Consider the following 14,138-nt stretch of genomic DNA (forward strand, 5'->3'; position numbering starts at 1 on the left):
ATCATATCCTCCGTTACCGGTATACCATATGGCGCAAGAGATGCATCTAACTGATTTTTCACCTGCTGCCTTGCTGAACTTTCAATCTGTGTTGCGATTGATTTCTGAATATTATCATCCAGTGATGTATATGAAATTAACCAATTTGCAATCAACGGCGCTAAAATGTAAGACAATACAACAGAGAGGATTGTAATCAGCAATCTGAATACAGACCGCAGAAATCCTCTCCGAAACCCTATAAACATTCCCGTTAATATCGCAAGTACTACTATAAATGTCATTTTTCCTGACCTTATTTTCTCTTATTCTGCATCTCCCGGTGTTGCTGTCGTCGGAAGATTTTCTGTTACGGTCTCCGCCTGCGTACCGTTTGAAGTTGTCTGAGACTCTCCTGTCGGCAGTACATTTTTCAGTTTGATTACCTGTGTTTCGTTCTCGTATACAACTACATATTCCAGATGTTTTCCGCTTGGCACCACGCTTCGTATGCGATTTTTCAATTTTCCATCAAACCTCACAGATCCATTTTTACGAAAGATTGCACAATCATTTCCACCTGTCACAATAATCTCATCTTTACCGGCAAATATGTTGTCATAATCAAAAGAGATTGATTTGGAAAACATCTCATTTCCGCGCAGATTATAGGCCTGGATCGTATAGAGGTTATCCATATCTGCATTTGTGTTTTTCTGAATCACACCAATATAATCTTCTCCATAAAACACACTTCGGATTTCCTGCTCGAATGCAATACGCTTTTTGAGCATTGGTTTTTCTTTCATGGTGTAAATCTCAATCGTTTTTGTTCCAAATGCAACTACAGTATCATTATCAACAAACTGCACCTTTGAAAACACCTGATCTGAAAAATCATAGCTGCCAACCAGACGGTCCGCATTACTATTCTGCCCCACCTCTCCAAAATTATAGGCTGCCAGAGCATTCTCCATAACCATATTCCCAACTCTCATATAGCTTGTAAATAACTTTTCTCCATTGTCAGAGATAGAAATATCAAGCGGATATCCATTCTTATCGATACTTGTCTGAATCTCATATACAATCTCACCTTTACGTGTATAAAGATTCACATAGTTTGTTTTCTCACTTTCAAGCACGACCGCAAACACACCTTGATCGCCGACATCAACATCACAGATTGGATACTGCATCGTCTGACTGCTGACTTCTCCTTCTGTGTTGAATACACAGACGGTGTTACCATTCATGTCTGCAACAACTGCATAATCCCCACTTGCAACAGCAACCGGAACCTTCATATTGATTCCTGTCGTCCAGACCGTCTCACCTTTTGCATTGATATAGGAAACTCCATCCGTCGTATATTTAAGCAGGTTGTCGCTGAACCGGATATAGCTCGCTGTATTTGAGTAATCTGTCTGATTACTTTCTACGACCTTGTAACCTTTATACTCCCAGTGCGTACCTATCACATACACCACAGCTGCCGCCACCAGCAGAAACAAAATAATGATTCTTGTAATCCGTTGTTTTTTTCGCTTCTTATTTACATATTCTGCGTTGCGCTCGCCCGCAATCTGCGAACCACCCACATCAATTATCTTTTCGTCTGTATTTTCTTTTTTTCTCATATTGTTTCCTCATAGTCTATTCGGTTCAAAATACAACTACATAATTCAATAAAGTATATCACATTTACTCCATATTGGGTAGGAGTATTTTCTGCCCGACAAAGATGTTATCATCAATTCCAATATCGTTTGCCTCTGCAATTTTTGAAGCCAGATCTGCATCGCCATACCGTGTAAATGCAATCGAGCTTAAAGAATCTCCATCCTGAATAATATAATACTGTTCCTGATCTGCCGCTACCGGCAGCGCACTTTCCGTTGTCACAGTTTCCGTTATTCCGGTGTTTTCTGTTGCATCCGGCACCACTTGCTCTGTAGGAGCGGATAGGATTGCCTCCGTTGTCGCCTGACCATTTGCTGCATCCATTCCGGTTGCTGATGGAATCTCGGTTGTCGCCATCGCCTCCACATAGTCAGAATCCACAGCTGTATCTGCTGTGACTTCAAGGCGATTGATAGATACCTCCATCTTTTTCATCTTGTCGTAATTACTTACAATTGTGATTCCCATCGCCAGGAGCGCGAGTACGACAAAAGAACTTGCAATATACACAAATCCGACTCCTGTATCTTTGTTTTCCGGCAGATCCTTGTTTTTGCGGCGAAATTGACGCACGATTTCTTCATCTTTTCTCTGGATCTCGGTCTGTTCCAAGGGAACATCTCCCTTTTGCTTCATAATGTAGTTTTGCATTGCCTCGTTTTTCTCATAGTAAATATAGTACCCCTTCTGTTTCACAAGCTGTCCTTGTTCATACATATAAAATGCATCTTCTGATTCCAGCGAATCCGTAATAAACAGCACTTTATCTTTACCCGGGAAATTCTCTACATGCATTTTCTCGATTTTGTCGTTGACAGCAGTCGAAAATCCCATCCGGGACAAAAACCATCCCATCACCGACAACCCCGGGAAGAATTGTTTCACCTGGTCATAAATAGTTGTCCACGCTTCTTGCGTAAACTCGCTTTCATCCATATCAAATTCAATATTTTGCGCATCAACCGCACCACTGATAAATATGACATCCCCCATATCCGATTTCTTGCTTTCTCCAAGCAAGATTGCGCCACGCGCCTGTGTACTTCCCGGTCTGGCAATATAATTCAGATATGTAACCACATAATCTTCCATGTAGATCCGCTTATGTCCATCCGGATTTCCAATCTGACGTATGTTTTTCGGCAGGCGCAGGTTTACGCTTACCTCGTGTTCATTTTTTTCGCTTGTTCCCTGCTTTTCTTTGTCCTTGTCTTTATCATAGATAATCTCAATCATGCTATGCTACGCCTCCATAATTTGTTTTATAGAATATAGCATCAGATACAAATGATGTGTTTCGAAACCTGTCGCCTGTTTCCCGCTTTCCACCGCAACTTATTTCAACAACGTGTATTCTGCGACAGAAAAGGAAACAGATTGCAGCTTTGTTTATTTTTCTAACAACATGTTAATACTTTGTGCATAAAGTATAAAAGGAGCAAATGTGTCTGAGGTGTCTATGAAGGAAATAGCAGAACGAAAAACCGGGATTCAGTATTTTGATGTTACACAAGGGCATACCCATATTGAGCTCGGAAAATGTATTCTGGAATATCTGCAGGATGTAGAAATCGAACAATATACCCCTATCATTCTATGTATCGGAACCGACCGTGCCACAGGCGACTGTCTCGGTCCACTTGTCGGGGAACAGCTTTTAAATTATAGTGAAACCTTCCATGTTATGGGATGTCTGTCCGCCCCCGTCCATGCCTTGAATATCTGTGACGCCCTACATGATATCAAAAACAATTATGAAAATCCATTTGTAATTGCGGTAGATGCTTCGCTTGGAAGCAGTTCGCATGTCGGTCTGGTCACGGTCAATGATGGTCCGATTCTGCCCGGCAAAGGCGTAAAAAAGAAATTGCCGGCAATCGGAGACCTCTCCATTACCGGCATTGTTAACGTATCCGGCGGACATCCGGGACTCCTGCAGTCCACCCGTCTGTACACCGTTATGCAGCTCGCTGACTGCATTGCTCACGCACTCAAATATTCAATTCATCATCTGGATGCCTTCTGACTTTTGTAGACAGAGATTGCTTCCGAAACCGTATCTGCCTGCCCCTCCTGCATAATTGCAATCAGTTCCTCCAGTTTGTCCTGCCTGCACAGATCCTCGCCAAGAATGGCTGCATATTTATTCGCAATCAAAAGAGTCTGATCCGAAAAGCGTTTTTCCTCAGCCGCAACTTCATTTTCAAGACTTGTTTTTTCTTCCTTCATCGCTTCTAACGCCGGAAGTCTGCGGTTATTGATCTCCTCTGTGATCATAACGGTTGTCTCTTCCTCAAATGCCCGAAGCGCCTCCTGCTTTTCCTTGCCAATGGCATCCGCTTCCGCATCCAGGTTATCCATCTTTTCGTCATATGCATCCAGATTATACTGGCTGTCATCATGATCTTTGTTGATAGAATGACGAATTGCGTTCGCCTGCTTCTTATTCGCAATCATCTTGTCCCGGATACTGCGTGCCTGTGTCAATGCATCCATGTGTTTCAACTTCGTCTTACTGTAAATCGCAAAATAAATCAATAATAACACTATCAGCGTTCCTGCCGCAATCAGCGCACACCAAAACGCAATATTAATATCTTTCTTTGTATCAAGTACAAGTTTTTTTATAAGAAATGTCACAAGTCCCGGAATACCGCCAAAACCGATTATAAATACCAGAAGTTTCAATCCAAACTCCCGTACGTTCCGCGCATAAAACAATGCAAAGTATAATTTCTTACCGCAGAAAGATGGAAGCTTATATTTCCGCAACAACGTCTGCATCTCAACCTTCAAATCCTTATCACTTTCGCGTAAGCTCTTTGTCTCTTCATGATAACGTTTGTCCATGCGCTCTTCTTTTTTCTTATCACGCTTATTTGCCACCTTCTTTTTACGCGCACGATTATCATCAAGTCTGTCATCGTAGGTTGCCTGAATCTCCTGCCGGCGTTTCTTGATCGTGGTTGCAATTTCATCTGAAATCGACTTTTCTTCCGATGCAATACTCCGCGACAATTTCTTCTGCTGCTGTTTCATCCTGTCGATATTTGCCGCATATTCATCCCGTTTTATCACTTCGTCACGCGCCGCAACGATATAATCCTGTTTTTCGTCAAATTTATTTTCTGCCATCCTGCATACCTCCTCGTTTGGATTCGGATATTTTCTCTAAAAATGGAACAAGCGATAATTGCATCCAATCATCGCTTATTCATGTACTCTTCCAATCGTTCCCGGTCAACCTTGATACGATTATCCATAGTCTTCATTATATCAACGATCTGGTAACGCCGATATACACCATTATTACTCAAATCATAAATTTTATTCGTTGAGAATCCCAAGACAACCGGACGCAGAATATTCTGCGGATTCTCTGATATGACAAGCCCTTTCTCACGATTCGTAAGCTCGATACATACGCCCGGTGTCAGAATGTTGATACTCTTAATCAATGCTCCAACAATCTCCTCATCGAACTCGTCTTTATTCAATAACAGATATTTGATCGCTGCAATCTCTGATATGGCTTCCTCACTAATCTTCATACAGGTCATCGTATCAAACAGATTCGCAACTTTCAAAATCTTCGTACTCTTTAAAATCTTACCCTGTTCCAGATTGCTGTTTCCATATTCCATCCGGTGAATCTGGGCTACGATTCTGCGAACGCCACTATCGATTCCAATCTCCGGTCTGAGCAATCCCAATCCATCGTTCTGAATCTTCTTGACAATGATCAGGTCATTCGTATCGTAATCATCGTACTTCTCTCGCACTTTGTTTGGCAGCAACAGCTTTCCGATATCATGCAGCAATGCCGCCAATACCAGTTCTTCCTGCTCCGTTGGTGTATAATACACCTGTGCCGAGATTAACGCGCACAAAATCGCTGTATTTATCACATGCTTGTATACATAATCCGTGGTTGAACGCAGATTCTGTGTGAACGTGATTTTATGATCCAGACGTCCATAGTTTGTAATGATTGCATTCGCCAAGCGTTTCAGGTTGATTGGTTCTCTGCCGGCAATAATGTTATCCAGTTCTTCCCGAATGCTAAACACCGCCATCGTCTGGAAACGCTCAAAATCGAGATCCTCCTCTGACATCGGTGGCACCGGTTCCGCCGGCTCCAGAATATATAATCCGAGCAGGCCAAAATTCTTTACACTTTCGATACCCTGAAGTGTCAGTCTTGTATTACGCTCATACAGCAAAACACCAGTCTTGTTGTAGATTGGTTTTGCCAGTCGCATACCATATTTCAAGTCTTCCGACTTCACAAATATCATGGTGTTACTCCTCCTGCTCGTTTTTTGCACATTTATCCACGCATGTTGTCAACTGTATTATCGACACAACATTTAGATTATTTTAGCACAAACTGTCAGATAAAACAAGAAGAAACAACATGGTATATTTTATTCAAATGTCTATTTGTTCATATGGTTTGAACGGTTCAATGCACTGATTAAAGCATAGGCAGAGGCATCAATAATGTCGGACTTGATACCCGCGCCCCAGACAATACCTTTCACGCCTTCCACTTCCAGTCCAACATATGCACATGCCTGCGAATCCGAGCCGACCTGCAATGCATGTTCTTCATATGTAACAAGCGAGAACTTGATATCGAAATGCTTCATGATCGCATTGCTGATCGCATCGAGACGTCCATTTCCCTGTCCATGATATACCTTCTTCTCGCCATTTACCAGAATTGTAAGTTCTACCTGAATACCGTCGATCTGCTTGAAATGATATTCCACAAGCTTAACTGTATCATCACGGTTTACATATTCGTTCTGGAAGATATCCAATACTTCCTTTGGAGAAAGTTCCTTATGCTGATGGTCAGATACACCCTTAACTGTATATCCAAGATCCTCACGCATCTTCGGTGGCAAGTTGAATCCATACTTCTGCTCGAGTAAGAATCCGATGCCGCCCTTTCCGGACTGACTGTTGATACGGATGACATCTCCATCGTATTTTCTTCCGACATCCTCTGGATTTAATGGCAGATACGGAACAGTCCACATACCATCCGGATCATTCTCACGATACTTCATGCCCTTGGCAATCGCATCCTGATGGGAACCGGAGAACGCTGCAAATACCAACTGTCCTGTGTATGGAGAACGCTCGTATACATGCATTCTTGTCAGTCTCTCATAAACCTCTGTCAAACGTGGAATATCAGACAGATCCAGCTTCGGATCGACGCCATGTGTAAACATATTCATAGCAAGTGTAATAATATCAACGTTACCAGTACGCTCACCATTTCCAAACAGTGTACCCTCGATACGGTCTGCACCTGCCAGTATACCAAGTTCTGCATCCGCAACACCACAACCACGATCATTATGCGGATGAAGGGAAAGTACGACATTTTCACGGTCATGCAGATTCTTGCTCATATACTCAATCTGACTTGCATAAACATGCGGCAATGACATCTCAACGGTTGCAGGAAGATTGATGATAACCTTACGCTCCGGTGTCGGCTTCCAGATATCGATGACGGCATTACATACTTCCAACGCATAGTCAATTTCAGTTCCGGTAAAGCTTTCCGGCGAATATTCAAACTGATGGTTTACACCATATTGGTCTGCCATATCATTCAACAGCTTTGCACCGTCGGTTGCGATCTTCAGAATCTCTTCCTTAGACTTCTTGAACACCTGTGTTCTCTGTGCATAGGATGTAGAATTATACAGATGCACAACCACATTCTTTGCACCCTGAATTGCCTCAAATGTTTTCTTGATAATGTGCTCTCTCGCCTGTGTCAGAACCTGGATTGTCACATCATCCGGAATCAGATTTTCCTCAATCAATGTCCGGCAGAACTTGTATTCTGTCTCAGATGCTGCCGGGAAACCTACTTCGATTTCCTTGAAGCCCACTCGCACCAATTCTTTGAAAAATTCAAGCTTTTCTTCCAGACTCATCGGAATGATCAGTGCCTGATTGCCGTCACGCAGATCCACACTGCACCATGCCGGCGCCTTATCAATATACTCCTTGTTTACCCAGTCTGTACTCTGTACCGGTGGCATATAATAGCCACGCTTGTAATGCTCAAAATTCTTCATATTTCTACCTCCATACATAAAAAAATAAACCTGTGCCTCTAATAACTACTTAGAGACGCAAGTTTCATCATTCCAACCTCTTACGCGGTACCACTCTAATTCATACATATCGTATGCTCTCACAGATACAAAGATGCATGCATCCTATATCTTCCCGCTGTAACGGTCAGGCTCCGTCCGGATCTACTTATGTCAAACCGCTTCGTCTCACATCTGTTCAATCGGCTGCTCCAAGGCGAGTTCAAAATCTTCGGATTATCGTTTCACACCAGCCAACGACTCTCTGAAATCCTTTGGATTCCTACTATTCCTCTTCTCTGCATTTACAGATTTACATTATCACAGATTCTTTTTGCGGTCAACCACATTTTTCAAATAATCGAAAAAGATTTACATCTGCAAAACATTTCCTATTTTATAGAGAAAATCCATGTGGTATTCTCCTGACAGTTGTGATAATCTAGTACTATATAGAAAATAACGAATTGATATCTGCCAGCCGCGCGCCGGCAGTGCTTGCAAAGGAGAGTATTATGCCACCAATTCGAAATGACTGGGCTGCGGTTTTGGCACCGGAATATAATAAGCCCTATTATCGAAAGCTGTTTGATTTTATCGGGAAGGAATACAGCACCCACACGATCTATCCACCCGGAGATGACATCTTCAATGCGTTTCATCTGACACCGTTAAAGGATGTGAAATGTGTCATCATCGGGCAGGACCCTTATCATGGTCCCGGACAGGCGCACGGACTTTCGTTCTCCGTAAAACCGGGTGTGGATATCCCACCGTCTTTGGCCAATATCTATAAGGAATTGCATGATGATGTAGGCTGCTATATTCCAAACAACGGATACCTTGTCAAATGGGCCAAGCAGGGAGTTCTTCTGCTCAACGCAGTTTTAACCGTGCGGGCACATCAGGCTGCTTCCCATCAGGGCATGGGCTGGGAAGAATTCACAGACGCAGCAATCCGTGCCGTCAACAAGCAGAACCAGCCAATCGTATTTTTGTTATGGGGAAGCTTCGCACAGAAAAAAGCAGCCATGTTGGATAACCCAAATCATTTGATCCTGAAAGCACCACACCCATCGCCGCTCTCCGCCTACCGAGGATTCTTCGGCTGTAAACACTTCAGTCAGGCGAATGAATTTTTGCAGAAGCACGGCGTAGCTCCAATCGACTGGCAGATTGAGAATATTTAGGAATTGGAGATAAAATATGGAAATATATATTGTACGCCATGGAGAAACCCTGTGGAACCGTGAGAAACGTCTACAAGGGCGCGAGGATATCGAATTAAGTGAAAAAGGACGCGAAGTTGCACGGCTGACGGGTACAGCATTAATGGATACACGGATTGACAAGATTTTTTCCAGTCCATTAAAGCGCGCCTATAAAACAGCCTGCCTGATTCGGAACGGACGCAATATCGAGATTGAAACGGATGACCGGTTACGTGAATTATCATTCGGACATTTTGAAGGTCAGAATTTCTCAGAACTGATCAAAGATGAAACTCTTACATTCCGCTACTTCTTCAAGCAGCCGGAATTGTATGTACCTGCAGACGACGCAGAGACGCTTCCGCATCTGATTGCACGCGCCGGAGATTTTATGCAGGACAAGATTGAACCGCTCGCCACTTCCTGCGAACGTGTGATGATTGTTGCACATGGTGCACTCAACAAAGGAATTATGTCTTATATCAAAAAACATGAGATCAAGGATTTCTGGTCGGGCGGATTGCAGCAAAACTGTAACGTGATGATTGTGGATTATACCGGCGGGAAATATCGAATCATAGATGAGACAAAGTTATTTTATACACTGCAGGAGAATACAAAAAGGGACTGTCGCTAATAAGCGCGGCAGTCCCTTTTTGTATATCAGATCAATGGTAGAAAGACCATTATTTTTCACAATTACATTTCTTCTTATCCACACATGGTGCCGAACGGTCAAACGCCGGATTAAATGCATAGAAATTCTTCTCATCCAGTTTATCCTGCACCAGACGCAGTGCTTCACCAAACCGCTGGAAATGCACTACTTCACGTGCTCGCAGGAATTTGATAGGCTCGTAAACATCCGGATAATCCTTACATAATCGGAGGATGTTGTCGTAGGTACTGCGTGCCTTCTGTTCAGCCGCCAGATCCTCATACAAGTCGGTAATCGTATCCCCCTTGCTTTGGAATTCACAGGCATTAAACGGAATACCTCCCGCTGCCTGCGGCCAGATACCAATCGTGTGATCGATATAATATTTGTCAAAGCCGGAAGCTTTGATTTCTTCCATAGAAAGGTTCTTCGTCAACTGGTAGATGATGGATGCAACAATCTCCAGATGTCCGAGCTCTTCCGTTCCGATATCCGTCAGAGTTGCCTGACACTCTTTGTATGGCATAGCATATCGCTGGGACAGATAACGCATGGATGCGCCCATTTCCCCGTCAGGACCGCCATATTGTGATATGATTGCCTGCGCCAGCTTCGCATTTGTCTCCTTAATATTCACAGGACATTGAAGTCTCTTTTCATAAATCCACATTTAACAACCACACGCTCCTTCCCAAGGCCATGGACCATCAATCCACGCATTCCAATCGTCGCACGTGTCCACATCATAGCGATTGAGTGGACCATATTGTTTTACATAATCCGAAACAGCTTCGCACCGAAGCATCTTGAAATGATTATAGGCATCTATTGCTTCCCGGCAGTCTGGATGCGTATCTAAAAATAAGGCAATATCATCAATCATAAAGGAAACCTGATCGATAAACTGTCGAAGTTCTGCTTTGCACATAGGTTTCATGATCCGTTACCCCCTTTTCCCGCAGAAAATCAGATTCAGACAAGGAAATGCGGTGCCCTGACACAAAGCTGTTGCCGGATCGTACATTTCCTCCCATTTTTGCATTGGAACATAGCCTATGCCAACCGGCATGTGACGCATATGTTCGTTTTTATCTCCGCATCTGCAGTTATTTCTGCGTGGAATGGATGCACACCCACAATCTGATTTCATCGGCATTTCCTTGCAGCCGCAATCCGGCATGGATGGTTTATTTCCGCAGCCGCAATCCGACATGGATGGTTTATTACCACAACCACAATCCGGCATGGATGGTTTATTACCACAACCACAATCCGGCATGAATGGTTTATCTCCACAACCGCAATCCGGCATGGAAGATTTCCGGCACGTCGTATCGGCCGGCATCACACAGCGGCTGGAACCAGAATATGGATAGCTGCCATTTGTGCCGCGCGGATTCATGTTACGACCTCTGCCGCAACCATAGTTTCTATAAGAATCCAAAATGATTACCTCAAACATTCTCTTTGTATACTTCATTGTATGTATTTGTGAGAAAAATGTGAAAACAGGAATATATCTTGCAAAGATTGGACAAACATACTAAAATAACGCTATTATCTTTTATTTCCATATAATGGGGGAACAAAATGGACGATACACATCAGTCGGATAAAAATCAGAAAATGGTATTAAAAAGCATCGCAAAATGGTTGGTTATCTTTGCGCTGATTGCTTTTGTATGCTATAAAAATCAGGATCTGATGCAGGAAGCACTGGAAGAAATCCAGATAACTCCTGTATGGAAACTGGTTGTGTGTCTGCTGCTCGGAAATCTGTATTTCATCGCGGAAGGCTGTATCATCAGCGAAATGACGAACACCTGCGACCATCGTTTATCTGTATGGCAGGGAATCACCTGTGCATACCTGTGTACATTTTTCCGGATTGCAACACTTGGAAGCGGAACCGGAGTCGCGCAGCTTTATTATTATAATCTGCATGGCATCCGTGTGAGTACCGCAACCGGTATGTCTATTGCACAGTACACATTCCAGAAGATCACAATCGGAATCTTTGGCATTGTGTCATTTATCCTTCTGATCTTGAGCGGGCACAGTGGCATCCGCAAATACGCGTGGTATATGTTTGCCGGTGCAGTTGTGATTTCGTTAATCTGTCTGTTTTTGTTTATATTAACGGTTTCCAAGAAATTCTCCGATTTGATCATGAAGCTGGCTCGAAAGCTTGTGAAACAAAAGAGCCGCCTGTATCCGCTGTTGGATAAAGCGCAGGTTTCCATCGACTATCTGCAGGAACAAGGGCGTATCGTATGGAAAGATAAGCGATTGTTTCTGACTGTCGTCGGTTTGGATTTCTTCAAATTCGCATGCTGGTATGCAATTCCGGGAATTTTCTTTGCCGGAAGTTATTCTGTCACAGTTGCAACCTGTCTGGGACTTACTGCCGTCTGCAACATGGTTGGCTGTGTCATGCTGGCACCATCCGGTGTCGGTACGCTTGACTTTGTATTCGCGTTGTTCTTCGCCTGTGTCATTCCGGACGGCGATGCCGTAGCAGCCGCACTTGTAATCTACCGGTTATTCACCTGGATCGTTCCTTTCGTGATCGGACTGGTTCCGGCACTGGCGGTACGGAAGAGGGATGAGAAGTAAAATGCTGCTATTTCTCATTCTTCTTCCGCTGGATTACCATATTGACAACGCCTAAACCACTGAGAAGAAGCAAGAACATCATCCCAATCACATCGCAATCACCAGTATCCGGGCTTTTGTTTCCCGCTGAAGCGTTCGTATCTGTTACATTTCTTTCTGTTATATCCTTTTTCTTTATTATAGTATCTGCTTTCCCAATTTCTTTCGTTGCATCCGCATCACTATAATATCTATTACATGCATCGCAATACCAGTATTCAATATTTCCCTCTGCATTGTCCGTAGCCGTTTGCGCTGGAAAATGCTTAAGATTCCTATGTCCCCGTGTGTCGAATTTCTCACCGCAGATCGTACAGACTGCGGACGATGTACAGTCTGGCTGTACTGCACTTCCTGCATGATCACAGATCTTCCACCTTGCCTTTAAAGTCACCGATTCTGTCACAGGTATCGTAAAATCATATGGCTCGTCATTCCTGTACCACCCCTCGAAAATATATCCTTTTTTCGTTGGATTTTCCAGTTGTTTTGCTGGAACATTTGCCAGCACCTGTGCTGGACATTCTGTACCTCCATCCGCGTCAAAGGTCACAATATACGCCCCGGTAATCCCACCTGCGAACGTTCCACCTGAAATCTGTCCCGGCGTATTTTCCGGTTCTGGAATACACGTTTCATTTATCACCGGCGCATGGAAAACACCGCCTGAAATAATGCCATGGCTTCTCCCCTTTACATTCGTAACTGTCCCATTGAATGTACCACCGCAGATCGTGCCATCATTATTTACTACATCATTAAACGTTCCATCCGAAATCACATTTCTATTTCTTACCGGTCCATTGAAAATTCCGCCTGTCACAGATAAATTTCCACCTGAATCTATTTTAACTCCATCGTCAAATATGCCGCCTGAAATCTGATTGTTCCCATCGCTTCCAACCTGCATGGATCCATTCCACTCATTCGCTTTACAATCAGTAATCGTCACTTCATCACAAATTATCAGGTTCCTTACACTATACAGTCCTCCACCTTCAAATCCATACACATCACTTGCGATAGCACGACATCCTTGAATCTTCGCCGTCGCAAACAAAGTCGTATTTCCAAAATTACAAATACCTCCCCCTCTTGTATCGTCCCCGTCTGCTCTGGCAAGACACCCAGAAATCGTTCCACCTGACATGGAAAAACTGCCCTCTACATACACACCACCGCCTTCTCTGGCGCTGCATCCAATGATATTTCCACCCTGCATGGTGAAAGCACCGCCCTCTGCAACATACACGCCGCCTCCGGCTGGGGAATTACCTCCTGTAATAACGCCTCCGTAGACAAGCTTATTCCCACCAGCTGCAATCACCCATAAACCTTCATTGTTCTCACTGAATGTATGCTCCGCGGCTGGATTCCCATCCACAATCGTCAGATCCCCCCCACTCACTATCCGGATTACATTACCGCTTCCGTTCGCCTTCATAACATAACCATTGAGATCAAGCGTAACCGTTCTTTTGATCAATATACATGCCGGTATTTCTATATCCGACATCAGTTTTATTTTCGCCGCAGTCGAATCAACCGCATTGGATAATTCCGAAACATCAGATACCACAATTTCGTCCGACAATCGCAGTTTACTTTGTTTTTGAATGTTATAGTCTGCAAGAGTACGACCATCTGCGAGTAATCTATCTCCGAAATAAAGATACTTTCCATCTGTAGAAATTCCGGCATTCCGAATTTTCTGTTTCACATTATCAATACTGTCACCTGACTCAACCTCCAAAGTCAGATCTGCTTCACCAATAATCGTTAAATCTATATAAATACTCATAGCCCTTGCCCTCTCAACAGGTA

The 14,138-nt window shown here is 43.5% G+C and carries 14 protein-coding genes and 1 other annotated feature (1 of these 15 cut by a window edge); of the genes, 4 read left to right on the forward strand and 10 right to left on the reverse strand.

Features of this window, described 5'->3' with window-relative positions:
- The 3 genes from KP625_RS06850 to KP625_RS06860 all read right to left on the reverse strand — a co-directional run.
- On the reverse strand, window positions 1-284 hold the 5' portion of the coding sequence (locus KP625_RS06850; RefSeq protein WP_238296884.1) for a CvpA family protein. Its footprint begins 487 nt before the window's first position; the window shows 284 of its 771 coding nt (coding positions 1-284); its start codon is at window positions 282-284; its stop codon lies off the left edge, out of view.
- Between the two features lie 21 nt (window positions 285-305).
- Window positions 306-1,619, reverse strand: a complete 1,314-nt coding sequence (locus KP625_RS06855) for a DUF5711 family protein (protein WP_238296886.1) — start codon at window positions 1,617-1,619, stop codon at window positions 306-308.
- A gap of 64 nt (window positions 1,620-1,683) precedes the next feature.
- Window positions 1,684-2,898, reverse strand: coding sequence for a LysM peptidoglycan-binding domain-containing protein (locus tag KP625_RS06860; protein ID WP_238296888.1), 1,215 nt, complete (start codon window positions 2,896-2,898; stop codon window positions 1,684-1,686).
- Between the two features lie 223 nt (window positions 2,899-3,121).
- Between KP625_RS06860 and yyaC the strand changes: the two genes are divergently transcribed.
- Window positions 3,122-3,688, forward strand: a complete 567-nt coding sequence (gene yyaC / locus KP625_RS06865) for a spore protease YyaC (protein WP_238296889.1) — start codon at window positions 3,122-3,124, stop codon at window positions 3,686-3,688.
- Here yyaC and KP625_RS06870 read toward each other — a convergent pair.
- The 3 genes from KP625_RS06870 to KP625_RS06880 form a co-directional block, all read right to left on the reverse strand.
- Window positions 3,670-4,797, reverse strand: a complete 1,128-nt coding sequence (locus KP625_RS06870; RefSeq protein WP_238296891.1) for a hypothetical protein — start codon at window positions 4,795-4,797, stop codon at window positions 3,670-3,672. The genes yyaC and KP625_RS06870 overlap by 19 nt on opposite strands.
- Before the next feature lie 68 nt (window positions 4,798-4,865).
- Window positions 4,866-5,960, reverse strand: a complete 1,095-nt coding sequence (locus KP625_RS06875; RefSeq protein ID WP_021984601.1) for an HD-GYP domain-containing protein — start codon at window positions 5,958-5,960, stop codon at window positions 4,866-4,868.
- A 141-nt stretch (window positions 5,961-6,101) separates the two neighbouring features.
- A complete protein-coding gene (locus KP625_RS06880) occupies window positions 6,102-7,772 on the reverse strand; it encodes a 2-isopropylmalate synthase (protein WP_238296892.1) in 1,671 nt (556 codons plus the stop codon).
- Window positions 7,773-7,820: 48 nt separating this feature from the next.
- Window positions 7,821-8,099, reverse strand: a binding site (T-box leader).
- Between the two features lie 206 nt (window positions 8,100-8,305).
- Between KP625_RS06880 and ung the strand changes: the two genes are divergently transcribed.
- Window positions 8,306-8,980: a uracil-DNA glycosylase gene (gene ung / locus KP625_RS06885; protein ID WP_177969964.1), complete on the forward strand. Its 675-nt coding sequence runs from the start codon at window positions 8,306-8,308 to the stop codon at window positions 8,978-8,980.
- Between the two features lie 16 nt (window positions 8,981-8,996).
- A complete protein-coding gene (locus KP625_RS06890; RefSeq protein WP_238296893.1) occupies window positions 8,997-9,638 on the forward strand; it encodes a histidine phosphatase family protein in 642 nt (213 codons plus the stop codon).
- 49 nt (window positions 9,639-9,687) lie between these two features.
- On the opposite strand, the gene KP625_RS06895 is transcribed toward KP625_RS06890, so the two are convergent.
- Genes KP625_RS06895 through KP625_RS06905 form a run of 3 tightly spaced genes read right to left on the reverse strand, consistent with a single transcriptional unit; the run spans window position 9,688 to window position 11,139 of the window.
- Entirely contained in the window at window positions 9,688-10,329 is a 642-nt protein-coding gene (locus KP625_RS06895) for a manganese catalase family protein (RefSeq protein ID WP_021984605.1), read from the reverse strand.
- Window positions 10,330-10,596: a spore coat protein CotJB gene (locus KP625_RS06900; RefSeq protein WP_238296894.1), complete on the reverse strand. Its 267-nt coding sequence runs from the start codon at window positions 10,594-10,596 to the stop codon at window positions 10,330-10,332.
- Window positions 10,597-10,602: 6 nt separating this feature from the next.
- Complete coding sequence (locus tag KP625_RS06905; protein WP_238296895.1) at window positions 10,603-11,139, reverse strand: spore coat associated protein CotJA; 537 nt, start codon at window positions 11,137-11,139, stop codon at window positions 10,603-10,605.
- Between the two features lie 110 nt (window positions 11,140-11,249).
- Here KP625_RS06905 and KP625_RS06910 point away from each other — a divergent pair, with 110 nt between their 5' ends.
- Window positions 11,250-12,275, forward strand: coding sequence for a lysylphosphatidylglycerol synthase transmembrane domain-containing protein (locus tag KP625_RS06910; protein WP_238296896.1), 1,026 nt, complete (start codon window positions 11,250-11,252; stop codon window positions 12,273-12,275).
- Window positions 12,276-12,282: 7 nt separating this feature from the next.
- Here the strand turns inward: KP625_RS06910 and KP625_RS06915 are convergent, their stop codons facing one another.
- The gene (locus KP625_RS06915) at window positions 12,283-14,115 is read right to left on the reverse strand and encodes an InlB B-repeat-containing protein (RefSeq protein ID WP_238296897.1); all 1,833 of its coding nucleotides are present in this window, start codon (window positions 14,113-14,115) and stop codon (window positions 12,283-12,285) included.
- Window positions 14,116-14,138 lie beyond the last annotated feature (23 nt).

The organism is Eubacterium sp. MSJ-33, assembly GCF_022174665.1.
In the GTDB taxonomy this organism is placed as follows: Bacteria; Bacillota; Clostridia; order Lachnospirales; family Lachnospiraceae; genus Coprococcus_C.

What these genes read in the sequence shown, in the direction of transcription:
- KP625_RS06855 (WP_238296886.1), bottom strand. Translation starts at nt 1,619, where the DNA reads ATGAGAAAAAAAGAAAATACAGACGAAAAGATAATTGATGTGGGTGGT.
- KP625_RS06860 (WP_238296888.1), bottom strand. Translation starts at nt 2,898, where the DNA reads ATGATTGAGATTATCTATGATAAAGACAAGGACAAAGAAAAGCAGGGA.
- yyaC (WP_238296889.1), top strand. Translation starts at nt 3,122, where the DNA reads ATGAAGGAAATAGCAGAACGAAAAACCGGGATTCAGTATTTTGATGTT.
- KP625_RS06870 (WP_238296891.1), bottom strand. Translation starts at nt 4,797, where the DNA reads ATGGCAGAAAATAAATTTGACGAAAAACAGGATTATATCGTTGCGGCG.
- KP625_RS06875 (WP_021984601.1), bottom strand. Translation starts at nt 5,960, where the DNA reads ATGATATTTGTGAAGTCGGAAGACTTGAAATATGGTATGCGACTGGCA.
- KP625_RS06880 (WP_238296892.1), bottom strand. Translation starts at nt 7,772, where the DNA reads ATGAAGAATTTTGAGCATTACAAGCGTGGCTATTATATGCCACCGGTA.
- ung (WP_177969964.1), top strand. Translation starts at nt 8,306, where the DNA reads ATGCCACCAATTCGAAATGACTGGGCTGCGGTTTTGGCACCGGAATAT.
- KP625_RS06890 (WP_238296893.1), top strand. Translation starts at nt 8,997, where the DNA reads ATGGAAATATATATTGTACGCCATGGAGAAACCCTGTGGAACCGTGAG.
- KP625_RS06895 (WP_021984605.1), bottom strand. Translation starts at nt 10,329, where the DNA reads ATGTGGATTTATGAAAAGAGACTTCAATGTCCTGTGAATATTAAGGAG.
- KP625_RS06900 (WP_238296894.1), bottom strand. Translation starts at nt 10,596, where the DNA reads ATGAAACCTATGTGCAAAGCAGAACTTCGACAGTTTATCGATCAGGTT.
- KP625_RS06905 (WP_238296895.1), bottom strand. Translation starts at nt 11,139, where the DNA reads ATGAAGTATACAAAGAGAATGTTTGAGGTAATCATTTTGGATTCTTAT.
- KP625_RS06910 (WP_238296896.1), top strand. Translation starts at nt 11,250, where the DNA reads ATGGACGATACACATCAGTCGGATAAAAATCAGAAAATGGTATTAAAA.
- KP625_RS06915 (WP_238296897.1), bottom strand. Translation starts at nt 14,115, where the DNA reads ATGAGTATTTATATAGATTTAACGATTATTGGTGAAGCAGATCTGACT.